The organism is Rossellomorea sp. NS-SX7, assembly GCF_052828565.1.
This window is the reverse complement of sequence record NZ_CM128249.1, coordinates 130,032-145,489: the sequence shown is the minus strand read 5'-3', so window position 1 is coordinate 145,489 and position 15,458 is coordinate 130,032. Positions and strand designations below refer to the sequence as shown.

The window sequence follows — 15,458 nt, the reverse complement described above, 5'->3', positions numbered from 1 at the left end:
GGCAACCTAAAGATAAAAAGGAGGAGTGAATATGTCGAGACGAAAACTTTTAGTACCAGAAGCCCGTGAAGCAATGGACCAGCTGAAAGCAAGGGTTTCCGGAGTGAATGATCCAAAAGAAGCAAAGTTTGAAGCTGCAAGGGAACAGGGAATCCCGCTTGATAAAGGGTATAATGGGAAACTGACATCTGAACAAGCCGGAAAGATCGGCGGCAGGATGGGCGGTAATATGGTTAAGGAATTAGTGAGGATGGCTCAGGAGAATTTGAATAAGAAGTGACAGACTTATTAGTTATTCGAAGTACCTGTCGGCTGAAGCGGCCAATGAAAAAGGGCTAAACCGTTTTTATGGTTTAAGCCCTTTATTCTTTCTTTTCAAGATTTCCTTCAGCTCATCCAAATCTTCATAAACCTTTTCAAGCAGGGATCGATTATAAAAGATGGACGCGGGATGAAAGGTCGGAAAAATGGAGTATTCCTTTTCACTCAGCGTCCATTCATTCGTTTCCATATCCTTCAGCTGCCTGACGGGTGATTGGATCAGCCTGCCGTGTATTTCTGAAATCGTATATTTTTTACCTAATAATCGTTGAAGGCCTATGTTTCCCAGTGTCACGATCTGCTTTGGGTTAATATGCCGGATTTCATAATCGATAATGGGCGCGTGGGCAATCTGCTCCTTCATATTAGGCGCACGATTGTATTTCTTTTCAATGATCTCCCCATTCGGCCCGGCTTTTTTTGGAACGATTTTGTAAGGTCTGCTCCTGACTGACGACGTAAAATAAATATCTTCTCTTGAGACCCCGAGGTAATCAAAAAACTCATTCAATACCTTCCCCGCCCTTCCGCTGAACGGGATGCCATTATGTATTTCAGTCTCACCCGGGGCTTCCCCCACAATCATGATTTCTGGATTCCTGGGGCCTCTTCCATATACGAATCCTTCGCAATGATAGGGCTCCATCCTTTTTTTGCAGCGTTCAACCAAATCTTCCGGCAGCATATTCATCATCCTTTTCGAGAGGCCCGCACCTCGCTGCTGTGAAGCGTTCATGCAGTCTGGGACGGGCGTCATCCTTTTAATTCCTTTATACCCAAGCACGCTCCAACTTTACACATCCATATGTTTATTTCTACTTTTGTTAAGGAATAGTATGGTTATACCAGAATAAGGAGATGGCAAGGATGACCCAGACAGAACTAAAGCAGCAAATTTTAAAGGTTCTAGAGGAAAGCAAGGTGGGGACGCTCGCAACAGTGAAAGGGAACAAACCTCATTCCCGCTATATGACCTTTTTCAATGATGATCTGACTCTTTTTACGCCTACAAGCAAAGAAACCCATAAAACAGAAGAAATCGCTGATAATCCGAATGTCCACATCCTTCTCGGGTACGAAGGTGAAGGGTATGGGGATACGTTCGTAGAAATCCAGGGGAAAGCATCGATCGAAGAATCCAGGGAATATAAGGAAAAACTGTGGAATGATCATATGGAGAAATGGTTTGACGGCAAAGATGATCCAGATTATATCGTGCTGAAAATTACGCCTGATACGATCCGGCTGATGAATGACGACGAAGGGTCGCCACACACACTTGAATTATAAAGTTGACAAATAAAATTCTTCATGATATATTTAATCATTGTTAACTTGTGACATAATTAAAACGATTAGAGCAGATAATCTGTAATTCTATTCTGTTTTGATATGTAACTTATTCACACTGGATCGGCTTCGGAGCCGTAAGGATGTAAGAGAGGTAGGGCTTACGTCGTTTAGGTTCATCAAACGACTCAAGGAATTGCCCGCGGCTGTTTATTATCTGAATACGTTTAAGGAAAATAAATATATTACTTGTGATGTTGCAAGTTACTAGCATGCCTTGTCCGATAAAAGGCATTATAGAGGGAGTACTGACAGGATGGTCGGCCCCTCACACTAGTTAAAAGCCCTCAAAAGCGCCGACGCTTTTGGGGGCTTTGTCCATTATATGCGAAGGCCCGTCCCTCGCTGCGTTAAAGCAGTGAAGGGCGGGCCTTCTTTTTATCCACTTTCCTTCAGTTGACTGTGATAGAGCCCGTGATAAAAGCCTTTCTGCTTCAGGAGTTCTTCATGTGTGCCTTTTTCGATGATTTTCCCCTGATCCAGAACAAGTATTTGATCAGCCTGACGGATCGTATTGAGCCTGTGGGCGACCACAACAGACGTACGGTCCTCCATTAAATGTTTCAGAGCATCTTGGATCTTCAGTTCGGTGATTGTGTCGATGCTAGAGGTCGCTTCATCCAGGATCAAGATGGATGGATCGGAAAGGATGGCGCGCGCAATCGATAATAGTTGTTTCTGTCCCTGACTGATTCCGCTGCCATCCTGCCTAAGTACGGTTTCATAACCCTGTGGCAATTTCCCGATAAAGGAATGGGCATTGGCCAACTTGGCTGCCTCAATCACTTCTTCGTCGGTTGCAGTAAGCCTTCCATAACGGATATTCTCCAGGATGCTGCCCTGAAAGAGGAAGGTATCCTGAAGCACAAATCCCAACTGCCGCCGGAGGCTTTTACGCGTAATGGTCCCGATATCCTGTCCGTCTATCAAAATCCTTCCTTCGTCCAGTTCATAAAAACGCGACAATAAATTCGTAATCGTCGTCTTCCCTGCACCGGTCGGACCGACAAGCGCCACTGTTTCCCCGGGACTGATTGAAAAAGAGACATCCTGAAGAGTCGAATCACTTTTCCCGTAGGAAAAGGATACTTTCTGAAAGTCAATTTTTCCGTTCAATGCCTTTATTTCTTTTGCCTTCCCTTCATCCTTCGCTTCTTCCTCTTCATCAATGATTAGGAATACACGTTCAGCCCCTGCAATGGCGGATAACAATGTATTGTATTGATTGGCAAGTTCATTGAGCGGTCGTGTAAACTGCCGGGCATATTCTGCGAAAATGACAATCACCCCTATGGTGACCATGTCATTGAGTGCAAAGATCCCGCCGACACCGGCTATCACTGCAAAGCTGAGATTGTTCAACATATTCATCAATTTCGGGATGAACCCGGAATACGTATCGGCCCAATAGGCTGCCGTACGTAATTTTTTATTTTTTCCCTGGAATTCTTCTATCGCAGTCTCTTCACGCGAGAATGTTTTAATGATGCTATGTCCGGATATCGTTTCTTCGATATAACCATTCAACTCGCCGATATGATGCTGATATTGTTTGAACAACGGACCCGTCCTTTTCGTGATCCACTTCATGCCAAGCACCATCAGCGGGACAATCGTCAGGGTAATCAAAGTCAGGAGTGGACTCAGCCACAGCATGACCGCAGCCGTCCCAACGAGCGTCAGGACACTGGAGATGATCTGGATGAATGAACTGTTCAAGGTATTACTGACATTATCGATATCATTGGTGACCCTGCTCATCAGCTCCCCATGCTTTCTCTTATCAAAAAAGGGGATCGACAGAAGGTGCAGCCTGTGGAACAAGTCTTTCCTCAAGCGGTAGACGGTGTCCTGCGCAACTCCGATCATCCAATAGTTCTGATACCAGACGGATATCGAGTGTAGGATATAAACAACGACCAGGCCCCCGAGAAGCCCGATGATCCCTGAGGCTTCTTTCGTGACAATGTATTCATCGATCGCCATACCTACTAAGAATGGACCGAGAAGCGATGCCGCAGAACTGATGAGGACCATCATGATGACCAGATAGAGCAAGCCTTTCATTTTTGAAAGATACGTCCATAATCTCTTCAGTGTACTTTGTGTATCCCTTGCCTTGTCGTCCTTTCCAAGTTTCTTCCTGACATGCCTAGACATGATACACCTCCCCGAATTGAGATTGGTAAATCCGTTGATATAAAGGTGACTCATTCAGAAGGGTTTCATGGGATCCGTTCCCGATGACCACTCCATCCTCCAGCAGCAGGATGGTATCCGATTCCATCGATGTGCTGATTTTTTGTGTAATGATGATGACCGTACATTCATACTTCTTGATTGCATCGAGCAGTTTCGCTTCCGTTTTCAAATCCAGTGCACTGGTGCTGTCGTCCAGAAGCAGTATTTTCGGTCTCCTGATCAGTGCCCTTGCAATCGACAGCCTCTGTTTCTGGCCTCCGGAAAGGTTTACTCCCTTTTGACCAAGCACTGTGTCATAGCCATCCTTCAAATGTTCAATGGTGTCATGGATTTGAGCATCCTTCGCCGCTTGGATCATATCCTCTTCAGAAGCTTCTTCTTTTCCCCATAAAAGGTTTTCCCTCACTGACCCCGAAAACAGGATCGCCTCCTGAGGAACATACCCGATTGCTTTTCTCAAGTTCTCGAGAGTGATCGACCGTACGGAATGACCGTCTATCTTTATTTGTCCTTCCGTTGTGTCATAGAGTCTCGGAATCAGCTGAAATAAAGTGGACTTCCCTGAACCAGTCGCCCCTAAAACAGAAATTGTCTCTCCTGCTTTCACGTGAAAAGAGACATCTTGAAGAACCCTGCCCCTTGTTTCCGGGTATTGAAAAGAGACACCGTCAAACGTTATTTCCCCTCTGTTGACTTTGTTTTCAGGCTCGGCTTCAGCTCCATCTTTTAAATCGACTTCCGTATTGAGCACCTCTTCGACACGATCGGCCGAAGCACGGGCTCTTGAAAAACTTGTGATGATAAATGAAAAGATGGAAAACACGGACGAAATCCTCGTCGCATAGGTCACGATCGCTACGACTTCACCCACTTGGGCACCGCCGGCAGTCACCTCTATACTCCCCGACCAAAGTACGATCAATACGGCCAGGTTCATCACGAGCATCAACAGGGGCATGATGATTTCCATAAACCTCAGTGCGCTCACCGTTTTGTCCTTCAGTTCTTCATTGGCGCCATGAAATCGTTTTTCTTCATACTCTCCTCTTGTATAGGCCTTGATCAACCGGATGCCCGAAAGATTTTCTTTCATCACTTCATTCACCCGGTCAAGGCGTTTCTGCACCTTTTCAAATAAACTCCAGCCTCGCTTAAGCACCCATAATAAAAACATCCACAGAATCGGGATCACAATGATCAACACCAGCGCAAGCTTCACATTCACAATCAACGCCATGATCGTGGATCCGATCACAAGCAAGGGAGCCCTCAACATGATCCTCAAGCTCATGAAAATCGTATTCTGCAGCTGTCTCACGTCATTCGTCATCCTTGTGATGAGTGACGAAGCCGGCAGCTTATTAAAACTGGCAAACGAAAACGACTGGATTTTCTTATATAGACTTTCCCGAACGTCATAACCGAACCCCTGGCTCGTATGGGCAGCAAAAAAAGAATTCGTGATACCGGAAATAAAAGAAAGAAAGGACATTCCCACCATGATTCCGCCCCAAAGGAGAACCACATCCAAATCTCCCTTCATGATCCCCTGATCAATGATTTTCGCCATGAATAAAGGATTCAAAAGCTCTACCGTGAGCTCCACAAGCATCAACGTCCAAGCAATCCCCATCGCCAGCCGGTAAGGCTTTAAAAAACCAAAAACCCTCAAAGAAACACACCCCTCACGCCGTCGTTCTTTATCATATGTATATATGTATAATGATATCGCTTTTTTATGATGGGCGGTAGTTAAGTGACTTCTTTTTGGGGTGAAATGATTTAAGTGATTTGTTGGTATGCTTGCCGGAGAAAGGTTGGGTGGCGGTTAGGCGGCAAGGTTCCACGTGAAACGTTTTACAGGGTTTATGGCATATGATTCCGTTCATCACATAGAGAAAGCCTCCAAATCAATTATTTGAAGGCTTTACTAAGAATGAATCACTGAATAAGCAATGAACTTTCCTTTTTAAAATCATCCAATGAATACGCGTCAATTTTACTATTGGATAAAGTGTATACATAATCATTTATATAGAGAAGGCGCTGAATGTTATCCTCCCAGTTTTCATAGATGTCTTTTTGGCCCTGATCGTCTTCTGCCAGCTTCGCCTTTCGTTCAATCCCTTTCTCAGGGGTTATCTCATAAAGAAGTGCCCCTTGATAATCGAATACCTGTTCATACTCACTTCCCTCTTTGTCATGGTAAACCGAAATTGGGAATCCATATAAATGGCGTGAAGGTTCATGGAATAACGCTTTATGGTCTTCCAGCAGATAAGAATGGGTTCCCGTCCCGCCGATGATTTCAGTATCCGCTTCCTTAGGATGATGAAAATCAGTAATATCAAATAATGATATCTTCATACCACTCCTGATGATCCGGGGTTCCCCGTTAAAGGATTTCCCGTCATCCATGATTTTGGTATCGAACCCGAACCCTATTAAATGGTTTTCATCGATTGGATGGAGGTACGTACTGAATCCCGGGATTTTTAATTCTCCAAGTACCTTCGGCTGTTCCGGATCAGCTGTGTCGATGACAAACAAGGGATCCACTTGTTTGAAAGTGACAATATACGCTTTATCACCCATGAATCTCACCGAATAGATCCTTTCCCCTTTCGCAAGGTTCGTGACTTCACCCGTTTTCTTCATGTTTTCGTCCAAGATATAGAGTGCGTTCGATGAAGGTTTATCGTCATTCCACACCTCGCCATCAGTCGTTGCGATCCGGAAATATCCTTCATGCTCATCCATGGAAAACTGATTCAGTATCCTTCCCGGCACTTCCCCCGAGGCCTTATACTTGATATGTGAGTCCTTCACTCCAAACTTATACACTTCCGTACTTGCTACTTCCCATCTAGTTGGGTCTTTTATCTTCTCTACGGCTATATATAAATTGTCTTTTGACATGTAAAGTCCATTTCCGCTCCCTAAATACGTCTGGACGTTAAATTCAGCTTTTGGATTATTTATGTCGAGCGCTGCGATCAAGGTGAAATTCGGCTGCGGCGACTGTGGAAAAAACTTGATGCTGCCTGCCGAAACCGCTTTGGCTTCTTCCCCTTCCAGACTGTCCATCACCCTTGGCCTCAAGTCTATATCAGGGGTCTTGTCAGCAAGCCAATAATCTGGATATAAATTGGATACAAAATAAAGGGTGCCTTCTATTTTTCGGGAGGTCATATAATGCCCTTCTACGGCCGCCTTTCTTACAAGCGAAGGCTTCTCTTTATTGGAGATGTCATAAATCATTGCGACTGTGGAGCCATTTATCGGGCGCGGCATGATTTTTTCAGCAGCTTCTACCGCTTCATGTGACCAGCTGTTCCCGATGACCACTACCTTGTCTTTTTCTAAGAATAAATGCTGGGGCTGGACGTTTTCTTCAAATGTCACTTGGGAGACAATGTTCATTTTGTCGGCCGGAACAGCTTGTGAAATGACAAGCTTCTGATTCACCACTTGGTACATATAGGTCCCATCCGTTTTGACGATATCTCCTTCATCTACACCATGGACCTGATTGTTTGTCTCCGAATACCCGGAGCCTTCTGCACCACCTGATGCGGCTTTATCTTCTGTTGATTCAGCTTCGCTGTTCCCAAATAGGCTGAATTCTGCATGTTTCTGCTCTAATTTCTGTCTCTTTATGATGGTTTGAAAATAGCGGGTCAACTCTTCCTTAGAGGCAATGGAAGGGATATCTTCTGTGACGGCAAAGGTCAACTTCGTATCCCCTCCATAGGCGAACCCCAGATTCGTTTTGACACCGGAATTGATGGAAATCGTAAAATGCCTGGGTTCTTCCGGATACCCGCCGGCAGGAGGATGAACAAACAGTGTTTTACGATCGTCGCTAAGTTCGAAGGAGACTTCCACTGGATGACCATCTGAATCTTTCACAACGACAGTCTTGTTATTGACCGTACTCTCTCTGACCGGCTCAGAAAATTGAAGATTCCATGTGTTTTCATTCATCACAATAAGCTTGCCGTCCAGACTTCCCTCTGCCATGACTACCGGTTTCTGCAGATATAGAAACAGTCCGAAAGCAGCACACAACACAATTCCTGCAAGGATAATGAGACGCTTTTTCATAGGTTTGACCCACCTTTTTTGGTCTATTTTCACATTAGACGGATGGGATGGAAGAAAGTTACAGACTTCTCATAAAAGGAGACGAGTCCTTGCCCGCACAAAAAAGACAGATCCCGTCTTCTGGATCTGTCTTTTCCATTTATCTCATTCGGCGTGCACTCGCATTGAGTCTCGCATTGCGTATGATTTGATTGATGACTTCTGAGAAGATGAGCCCGACAGCGATGGATCCTGAGATCATGAACGCTTTCGCTGCCAGGTTGATTGCTGCGTTATAGTCGTTCTGTACAAAGTTCCTCATGGCATCGTAGGCAAGGCCGCCGGGCACGAGCGGAATGATCCCCGCTACACTGAAGATGATGACCGGCGTTTTGTACATTTTGGCAAAAATCTGGCTGATGACCGCTACGACAAAAGATGCCAGTAAAGTGGCGAGCACGGCATCCGTTTCATTTAAAAACATGATCATATAGATGATCCACCCCAGCATCCCGACAATCCCGCATTTGAATAGGGACCCTTTCGGAGCATTAAAAATGATGCCGAATGCAGCCGCAGCGATGAAGCTGGTAATTAAATGTTCAATGATCAACACTCCCTATTCACTCCTTTACATTTATAATTTTGCATAAGTATATCCCGTTGGCTGCCGGATTAAGGTCCAGTTCGAAAAGAGCACGTGTGCGCCCTTATTGTCATTAAAGTAAAATCTATTGGTAAACAGCTTTAAATCAGGGTAAATACAACCGCGATGCCGGTCCCGATTGCAAAAGCAGTCAAAAATGCTTCCGCTCCTTTTGACAATCCCGAAACCAGGTGACCCGCCATCAGGTCGCGGACAGCGTTTGTAATGAGCAGTCCAGGGACGAGCGGCATGACAGAACCAATGATGATTTTATCCAGCTCCTGCCCGGCTCCGAAATACACAAAGCCGAACGACAGGATTCCGATGATGAAAGACGCAAGGAACTCAGCAAAGAATTTGATCGGAACGAGGCGATGTAAATAAACCACACTCATATACCCGATTCCGCCTGTAATAAAGGCGGGTATGAAATCCTCCCAGATGCCCAGGAACATAATGAGAAAACATCCGCTCGCTATCGACGCAGCAAGCACTTGAATCAAAAAGGGATAAGAGTGATCCGCTTCCTCGAGCTTTTCAAGCTCACTGTATGCCTCCTCCAGGCTATATTGGCCCTGGCTGATTTTCCTTGAAATGCCGTTCACCAGTGTGACCTTCTCAAGATCCGTCGACCGCTCATTGATGCGGATCAACTTGGTCTTCGTCGGTTCATCTGTTTCGATGGAAAAGATGATCCCTGTCGGCGTCACATAGCTGTGCGATTCTTTAATGCCATAGGAAGCCGCTATCCTCATCATCGTATCCTCCACCCGATACGTCTCTGCCCCGCTCTGGAGCATGATCTTACCGGCCAATAGGCAAACTTCCATTATGTCATACCTTCGTATCATTTTAGCTTCCATTTGAACCTCTCCGTACTATCGTTTTTTGAATAGGTCTAGTTTATAGGAAAAACGTGCCTGTAAGCAATGAGGAGTGGGAATTAATTTTGATTTGTGGATGGTTGAGGGGATATGAGCGATTGTTTGACCTATGCGGGGGGTGGATAAGAGCGTTGGTGTAGGTGGGCCTGGATAGTTAATCGCCCCGACCTTAATTTTATCTGCCATTTTTTTGATTTATCTGCCGATATTTCGATTTATCGTCCATTTTTTATTTTTATCTGCCGTTTATTTATTTTATCTGCCAAATTCTCAGTATATCTGCCATTCTTCAAATTCCCACAAATATCGCATTCCCATCGTCCCTCTTTTACAATGACAATCTGCATCAACTGAATTCACATCCATTTTTCCCCACAAAAAAACCGACTCCCGGAGGAATCGGCTTATTTTATATAATCATGAAGCTTTCCGCTGGTCATTCCCTACTGAAACACCCTGCCTGACTAACCGTGGGGCAGTCGCAATTAAAGGAACCAGAACGACCGAACATAATAATGCGGAACCGAGCATCGTTACCCCGTTTGCAAAAAGTGAGAATAGAACCGGCGACATGCCTTCCGGAGCATACTCTTTGAAGAAGATGAAGCCCGCGATGAAATGCCAGAAATAACGGGCAAAACTTCCGGCAACCGTTGCCACGACAATCCATATATACAGTTTGGTTTTATTCTCGGAACGCAATGATTGCTGGATGCGTTGAACAAAGAGACCTGCAAATCCAATGAAGGTAAATGCAATAAAGTACTCGATGATCATTTGTACTGGCGTGACGATCCATGCATTGCCGAGCGCTACTTGCAGCACTCCCCACACAAATCCGGCCAATAGGCTTGCTTTAAATCCTCTGCGGAACGCCAAAATGAAAATCGGCACCATCGAGAACGAAATCGAGATACTCGGTGACAGATCGATCGACGGAAGCAAATCAAGGATAATCGCAAAAGCGGCCATCAATGCAGCTTCAATCAATACTACTAAACGTAAAGATTTCATAAAAAAATCTCCCCTTTTTTTGTAAACGAAACCATAAGGGAGAGTCAGCAAATTCAAATAGACATAGTGATCCTATCTATCTTCCACATTCCTACGCTAGTACTAACTAACAGGTTCAAAGGGTCAGAACAGGCAGTGCCGTTCAATCTCAGCTTATCGCTCCCCTTGTGGTCACGTTTATTAAATTATCATTTCAGAACATATTATACACGAAAATGTAAGATAGTAAAAGAATTGCGGGCATGAAATTGAAGGTGACGGATCAGGGACTTTCATTAAGCGGGTCGTGCAGGATGATGACCGGCATTGACTTGGGGGCAACCATGAAACCATAGACTCTGCCTTCTTTATCTTTGTAAGCAACAGAGTAATCCCCGAATTGCGGAGAAAACTCCACGTCCTCGTATTTGAGATCCAGATGGTTGTACTTCCAGCCTACATACAGCTTTGTGGCAGCGCGTGCAGTAAGGTGTTGAACAGTCGTAATCTGATTGGCGGCAATAAATAGTATAATGGCGGCGATCGAAATGATTACTTTACTTGCTCTGGACAGCCTCAGCATCAATTCCTCTCCTTTCCCGGATATCAATCAGAATATTCCGTATATTATCTCTATTATATACCTATTCACTAGGACATGACAAAAGAGCTTTTTTTTAAAAGAGTTTTTTCAAATATTTTTACTAATCAGGTATAAATCCTGCACTCCATCAGCCGCCATGATCGTGGTATATATGCCAACACTCTCTTCCCTATTATTTTCTGCCCGCCAAAAAGAGCTGCCAAGATGACAGCTTTCGTCCCAAATCGATGTTATCCTGCAGCCTTTTAAACAATCGTTTAACTCTAAAAACCCTTTCACCATAAGCCTTCAGAGTTCTTAATCAAACGTTTGTTTAATCCTCAAGCATCGTAACCAGTCTTGACAATCCGCTGTTCAATTCATCGATCGGGACGAATCGTGCTTTCCTCATCATTTCTTTCCCTTCTACAAAGACGATGATTACGGGTACCGTAAAAATCGAGTACTCTCCCGCGATTGCAGGTATTTCATCGGCATCCGCGTGAACGGCCGAAACGCCGGGATACTTTTTCAAGACTTCCTCTACTTGGGGCAGTAAAGCATGGCACACCGAACAATTTGGCCTTGAGATATATAAGAGAACCATTCTTTCTTCTTCAATCGTATGTTTAATAGCTTCCAGAGTATGGTGTTCTTTCACTTTCAATCCCCTTTCCTATTCTGCAAGTGCTTATAATGTTATGTATTCCCGTTTCTCCCTCCAAGAATCCTTTATGTTTAATTTTTCATATAACGGGAAAAGAACGACTGTATTAGAAAACGATATTGGAGGAGATTCACATGAAACCGACTGTCAGAGAATTCTATAATGATAAGGAATTAATTTCAGAAGTGGAAAAGTTATCTTCTCAAGGCATAGACAAAAAGAATCTGTATGTGTTATCACATGATGATGATCGTACAGAGCGCGTAGCCGACAATGCCGATGCCAATGAAATCGGCATGAAGGAAACAGGGGTCGGTACGGCTGTAGGAAACATGATCCTCAGCAAAGGAGACGAACTCCGCAATCAGTTACAGGAAATGGGCTTTTCAAAAGAGGAAGCCGATCAGTACGAGGAAAAACTTGATGAAGGAAAGATTTTATTATTGGTACAGAACTGACATTTCATTACAGAAGACTGAGGAAAGGATGATACACGGGATCATCCTTTTTCTGCTTCAAAAATGTACACCTTCCCATTTTCAGGCCTCTTGAAAGAAGGACCCGAAAACCCGCGCCTGATCAATTCCTTCCTCATAAACATCATCACCCCGCCATGCCCGACAATCAGCACGTCCTGATTCTCTGAGATGACCCTGTCTACGATTCTTTCAATCTTGTTGAGCACATCCCTTTTGCTTACTGACTGGGATGGATGATTGAACCACCACGCCAAACGGATGGCCATTAAATGAATGAACAACGGAAGCTTCATACGGGATGGAAAGAGCGGCGATAAAGGTATCTCCCTTAACTCTTCCTGGAAGATGATGTTCCCATCAAACACCTTTCGAGCCGTCACTTGAGCTCTGCTTATATCACTGGAATAACAGGATTTCCACTCGCCCCCGCTAAGATCCACCTCATTCTCCTCCACATCAGAAGCCTCGTATTCTTCCACCCATTGCATTAATTCCTCTGATGACACGATTGAATTCGGATATCCCCTCTTCACTTTAAAATGACGGACCAGTCCAATTTTCATAATTGACTCCTTTAGATCGTTATTTTTCAATTATAGCTTTGATTAGAAGAATTTGGTTTATTGGATTTAATCCCTGAATGAAACTCTCCAAACAATAAGGTTCACGATGATCAGCATGACCAGGTAGCCATAAACCCCATAATTGACCTTCAGTGATAAGAAGTGCAAACCGATAAATGCACCGATGATGATATAAAACGGCAGGACCTTCCAGCCATCGCTTTGCTTCACCCCGTCAAAGCTTTCGGAAAAAGGTAGGCCGTCATTCAATAATTTAAAACAGATGACGGTGTAGATAAACGCACTGACAAGCACAACCATCAGTTCCGGCAGCATTTTCATCCCAAAGAGGAACAGAAAGCATGCACCTAAGACTGCATAAAGCGGCAGGAACAGCTTCGCAAGGAACGCTTTCAGCGTCCCTTTATAAATCGGGACATGACTTTCTAATGGTGCCACTCTATAAATCCATGCTCCCTTATACTTCCCGGAATAGCCAAGCTGCATGACGACTGTCGGGATGACGATCAGACTTGCATATATGGATAGGTACACCATGCTTGAAGGCAATTCTTCAAAGGAAGTGACCATCAATTGATTGAAGATAAAGATGAACGGCAGAATGATGGCAAAACCGAGTCCAGGGTACACTTTCAACTTAAAGTCCCGTTCATTCTTCATCATATACTGAGCAAACTGATAAAAGGCACGTTCTTCCCTGCTATAGCAGATTAGGTTCGTAATGCGCTTCCCCAATCTGCCCGATGCCTTCCTTTTCTTTCCCGCATGTGAATTGAGCTTTTGAAGGTTCCGTTCAAAGGAAGGAAGGATTTTGACATAGACAGCTAACGCGATGAATGGCATGAGAATCGCTAGCCATGACATCAGGACGATGAGTCTCCCGCCTTCCCCGTTCAAGACCCATTCAAATAAGGCGCCGAACCACATAGGCGGAAAGAACACCTGCCACCACTGCGGTGTGAAAACTACCTGAAGATCAACAAACTCGAAGGACCTGGCAACGACCTGATATCCCACTGCCAAGCCAATTGACAGACCGATTTGAACATAGTTGATGATGTCCTTTAATTTTTCACCATCAAAGTATTTTAAGATCAGGTAATAGAGTAAGGCCGTGAATACGACAATGATGATATCTGTCAGGACAATCCCGGTCAGAAACAACAGGAAGAACCAGAATCCCTGGTTGATCAGTGCCACTGCAAGCGGAATCGCTGTAAGTGCCCCTGTCAGGAAAAACAGGTACACACAAACGTGAATGGTTCTCGCCAGACTGATGGTCTTTTTCTCCACCGGTTTTGTGAAAAGGATCGAGTTATCTCTTAAATCCAGGATGACGACCGAAAAATCGGAAATCATCGAAGTCATGATGATGAACATGATGACAGCAAACGTGATGCTCACCTGAAAAATATACTCTTCCCCCGTTAAAACAAACGGGATGATAAACAAGCCAAAGAGCGCATAGATCCAAAGCGACTTTATAAAACGATTTTCATCTTTTGATTCTTTCGCTTTCTTGCCCTGCTGCTGAAATACGGTAGGGACCCTGCGCTGATCCATTGTGAATTTCACTTGCAGGATTCTCCGAAGAATCCGGTAATCGAACCCCATTTTTTCAAAAATGACCCGGAACCAATCCAGGAAAAGCAGTGTGCGAAATTCCTTCATCCCCTACACCCCTTCAACAACCGACACGATTTTCTGTGCCGTTTCCTTATGCTCATTGAAACCTGTCAATTGGTTGAAGATTTCTTCCAGCGTCCCTTCACTGTTCGTATTCTTCAATTCTTCGAAACTGCCATCCGCCACTATCATTCCATTATGCAAAAGAACGATTCTGCTGCTGATCTTTTCTACGACATCCATGATGTGGGATGAATAGAAGATCGTTTTTCCCTGAGCGGCCAATTGAGCGAGAAGCTCCTTAAAGACCATGACCGAATTTGCATCGAGCCCGTTGATCGGCTCATCAAAAAAGAGGATATCAGGATTATGAAGAAGACTCGATATGATCAGGATCTTCTGTTTCATCCCCTTGGAATAAGATGCAATGCGAGAATGATAGACTTCCGTCAATCCGAAGAGATCCATCAATTTCTCCGCCTTTGTCCCCGCCGCTTCCGTGCCGGACCCATACAGTTCACCAATGAACGTCAAATACTCTTCTGCCGTTAAGTTATCATAAAGGTCGGCCATTTCAGGCACATAACCAATTCTCTTTTTATACGCAGCCGATTGGGTCGATATATCCTTTCCAAATAGCTGCACCTGACCGGAGTACCCTTCTTCAAGGCCAAGGATGATCTTCACGGTCGTACTCTTACCCGCTCCGTTCGGCCCTATGTATCCAATGATTTGACCCTTATAAATATCTAAATTGATTCCTCTCAAAACATTTTTTGCCCCGTAGCTCTTATTAAGGTCTTTAATCGATAAAATCGGCTGATTATTCTCCTCCATGATGTCCCCCTCTTTTCTGTATAGTTAGTAATAATGCTAACATAAATTACCTTATTTGGAAGATGAACCTTCATATACTATTTGACGGCCCCCAAGCAGCAAAGGGTGTGAACATTCGTGTAGAGAATGAAGTTGATTGACCCACTCGACCGCCTGCGGAAAGCGAAGTCTTGCAACGAAATCAGCGGCGTTAAAAAAAA

The 15,458-nt window shown here is 44.4% G+C and carries 15 protein-coding genes and 1 riboswitch; of the genes, 3 read left to right on the top strand and 12 right to left on the bottom strand.

What is annotated here, in order from left to right; genetic code table 11:
• Window positions 1-31: 31 nt before the first annotated feature.
• Window positions 32-280, top strand: a complete 249-nt coding sequence (locus ACUXV2_RS00675) for an alpha/beta-type small acid-soluble spore protein (RefSeq protein WP_446245148.1) — start codon at window positions 32-34, stop codon at window positions 278-280.
• Window positions 281-346: 66 nt separating this feature from the next.
• Here the strand turns inward: ACUXV2_RS00675 and ACUXV2_RS00670 are convergent, their stop codons facing one another.
• Window positions 347-1,012, bottom strand: a complete 666-nt coding sequence (locus ACUXV2_RS00670; RefSeq protein WP_446246974.1) for a uracil-DNA glycosylase — start codon at window positions 1,010-1,012, stop codon at window positions 347-349.
• Window positions 1,013-1,188: 176 nt separating this feature from the next.
• On the opposite strand from ACUXV2_RS00670, the gene ACUXV2_RS00665 reads away from it, so the two are divergent.
• Window positions 1,189-1,611, top strand: a complete 423-nt coding sequence (locus ACUXV2_RS00665) for a pyridoxamine 5'-phosphate oxidase family protein (RefSeq protein WP_446245147.1) — start codon at window positions 1,189-1,191, stop codon at window positions 1,609-1,611.
• 438 nt (window positions 1,612-2,049) lie between these two features.
• Here ACUXV2_RS00665 and ACUXV2_RS00660 read toward each other — a convergent pair whose 3' ends face one another.
• From ACUXV2_RS00660 to ACUXV2_RS00625, 8 genes are all read right to left on the bottom strand, one after another.
• Window positions 2,050-3,831 carry an ABC transporter ATP-binding protein gene (locus tag ACUXV2_RS00660; protein ID WP_446245146.1) on the bottom strand — a complete coding sequence of 594 codons (1,782 nt, stop codon included), beginning with the start codon at window positions 3,829-3,831 and terminating at the stop codon, window positions 2,050-2,052.
• Complete coding sequence (locus tag ACUXV2_RS00655; RefSeq protein ID WP_446246973.1) at window positions 3,824-5,506, bottom strand: ABC transporter ATP-binding protein; 1,683 nt, start codon at window positions 5,504-5,506, stop codon at window positions 3,824-3,826. Before ACUXV2_RS00655 ends, ACUXV2_RS00660 begins: the two co-directional genes overlap by 8 nt.
• A 308-nt stretch (window positions 5,507-5,814) precedes the next feature.
• Complete coding sequence (locus tag ACUXV2_RS00650; RefSeq protein ID WP_446245145.1) at window positions 5,815-7,980, bottom strand: beta-propeller domain-containing protein; 2,166 nt, start codon at window positions 7,978-7,980, stop codon at window positions 5,815-5,817.
• A 139-nt stretch (window positions 7,981-8,119) separates the two neighbouring features.
• Window positions 8,120-8,575, bottom strand: coding sequence for a threonine/serine exporter family protein (locus ACUXV2_RS00645; RefSeq protein ID WP_446245144.1), 456 nt, complete (start codon window positions 8,573-8,575; stop codon window positions 8,120-8,122).
• 131 nt (window positions 8,576-8,706) lie between these two features.
• Window positions 8,707-9,468: a threonine/serine exporter family protein gene (locus tag ACUXV2_RS00640; RefSeq protein ID WP_446245143.1), complete on the bottom strand. Its 762-nt coding sequence runs from the start codon at window positions 9,466-9,468 to the stop codon at window positions 8,707-8,709.
• A gap of 438 nt (window positions 9,469-9,906) precedes the next feature.
• The gene (thiT, locus tag ACUXV2_RS00635) at window positions 9,907-10,503 is read right to left on the bottom strand and encodes an energy-coupled thiamine transporter ThiT (RefSeq protein WP_446245142.1); all 597 of its coding nucleotides are present in this window, start codon (window positions 10,501-10,503) and stop codon (window positions 9,907-9,909) included.
• A gap of 71 nt (window positions 10,504-10,574) precedes the next feature.
• Window positions 10,575-10,679: riboswitch (TPP riboswitch) on the bottom strand.
• A gap of 86 nt (window positions 10,680-10,765) precedes the next feature.
• Window positions 10,766-11,065: a hypothetical protein gene (locus ACUXV2_RS00630; protein WP_446245141.1), complete on the bottom strand. Its 300-nt coding sequence runs from the start codon at window positions 11,063-11,065 to the stop codon at window positions 10,766-10,768.
• Between the two features lie 334 nt (window positions 11,066-11,399).
• Entirely contained in the window at window positions 11,400-11,726 is a 327-nt protein-coding gene (locus tag ACUXV2_RS00625) for a thioredoxin family protein (RefSeq protein ID WP_446245140.1), read from the bottom strand.
• 140 nt (window positions 11,727-11,866) lie between these two features.
• On the opposite strand from ACUXV2_RS00625, the gene ACUXV2_RS00620 reads away from it, so the two are divergent.
• A complete protein-coding gene (locus tag ACUXV2_RS00620) occupies window positions 11,867-12,190 on the top strand; it encodes a general stress protein (RefSeq protein ID WP_446245139.1) in 324 nt (107 codons plus the stop codon).
• Between the two features lie 41 nt (window positions 12,191-12,231).
• Here the strand turns inward: ACUXV2_RS00620 and ACUXV2_RS00615 are convergent, their stop codons facing one another.
• The 3 genes from ACUXV2_RS00615 to ACUXV2_RS00605 all read right to left on the bottom strand — a co-directional run bounded on the left by ACUXV2_RS00615 (window position 12,232) and on the right by ACUXV2_RS00605 (window position 15,258).
• The gene (locus ACUXV2_RS00615) at window positions 12,232-12,774 is read right to left on the bottom strand and encodes a histidine phosphatase family protein (protein WP_446245138.1); all 543 of its coding nucleotides are present in this window, start codon (window positions 12,772-12,774) and stop codon (window positions 12,232-12,234) included.
• 66 nt (window positions 12,775-12,840) lie between these two features.
• On the bottom strand, window positions 12,841-14,466 hold the full coding sequence (locus ACUXV2_RS00610) for a hypothetical protein (protein WP_446245137.1): 1,626 nt from the start codon (window positions 14,464-14,466) through the stop codon (window positions 12,841-12,843).
• A gap of 3 nt (window positions 14,467-14,469) precedes the next feature.
• Window positions 14,470-15,258 carry an ABC transporter ATP-binding protein gene (locus ACUXV2_RS00605; protein ID WP_446245136.1) on the bottom strand — a complete coding sequence of 263 codons (789 nt, stop codon included), beginning with the start codon at window positions 15,256-15,258 and terminating at the stop codon, window positions 14,470-14,472.
• Between the last annotated feature and the right edge of the window lie 200 nt (window positions 15,259-15,458).

What these genes read in the sequence shown, in the direction of transcription:
- ACUXV2_RS00620 (WP_446245139.1), top strand. Translation starts at nt 11,867, where the DNA reads ATGAAACCGACTGTCAGAGAATTCTATAATGATAAGGAATTAATTTCA.
- ACUXV2_RS00640 (WP_446245143.1), bottom strand. Translation starts at nt 9,468, where the DNA reads ATGGAAGCTAAAATGATACGAAGGTATGACATAATGGAAGTTTGCCTA.
- ACUXV2_RS00610 (WP_446245137.1), bottom strand. Translation starts at nt 14,466, where the DNA reads ATGAAGGAATTTCGCACACTGCTTTTCCTGGATTGGTTCCGGGTCATT.
- ACUXV2_RS00665 (WP_446245147.1), top strand. Translation starts at nt 1,189, where the DNA reads ATGACCCAGACAGAACTAAAGCAGCAAATTTTAAAGGTTCTAGAGGAA.
- ACUXV2_RS00660 (WP_446245146.1), bottom strand. Translation starts at nt 3,831, where the DNA reads ATGTCTAGGCATGTCAGGAAGAAACTTGGAAAGGACGACAAGGCAAGG.
- ACUXV2_RS00675 (WP_446245148.1), top strand. Translation starts at nt 32, where the DNA reads ATGTCGAGACGAAAACTTTTAGTACCAGAAGCCCGTGAAGCAATGGAC.
- ACUXV2_RS00670 (WP_446246974.1), bottom strand. Translation starts at nt 1,012, where the DNA reads ATGAATATGCTGCCGGAAGATTTGGTTGAACGCTGCAAAAAAAGGATG.
- thiT (WP_446245142.1), bottom strand. Translation starts at nt 10,503, where the DNA reads ATGAAATCTTTACGTTTAGTAGTATTGATTGAAGCTGCATTGATGGCC.
- ACUXV2_RS00605 (WP_446245136.1), bottom strand. Translation starts at nt 15,258, where the DNA reads ATGGAGGAGAATAATCAGCCGATTTTATCGATTAAAGACCTTAATAAG.
- ACUXV2_RS00650 (WP_446245145.1), bottom strand. Translation starts at nt 7,980, where the DNA reads ATGAAAAAGCGTCTCATTATCCTTGCAGGAATTGTGTTGTGTGCTGCT.
- ACUXV2_RS00630 (WP_446245141.1), bottom strand. Translation starts at nt 11,065, where the DNA reads ATGCTGAGGCTGTCCAGAGCAAGTAAAGTAATCATTTCGATCGCCGCC.
- ACUXV2_RS00655 (WP_446246973.1), bottom strand. Translation starts at nt 5,506, where the DNA reads ATGGGGATTGCTTGGACGTTGATGCTTGTGGAGCTCACGGTAGAGCTT.
- ACUXV2_RS00615 (WP_446245138.1), bottom strand. Translation starts at nt 12,774, where the DNA reads ATGAAAATTGGACTGGTCCGTCATTTTAAAGTGAAGAGGGGATATCCG.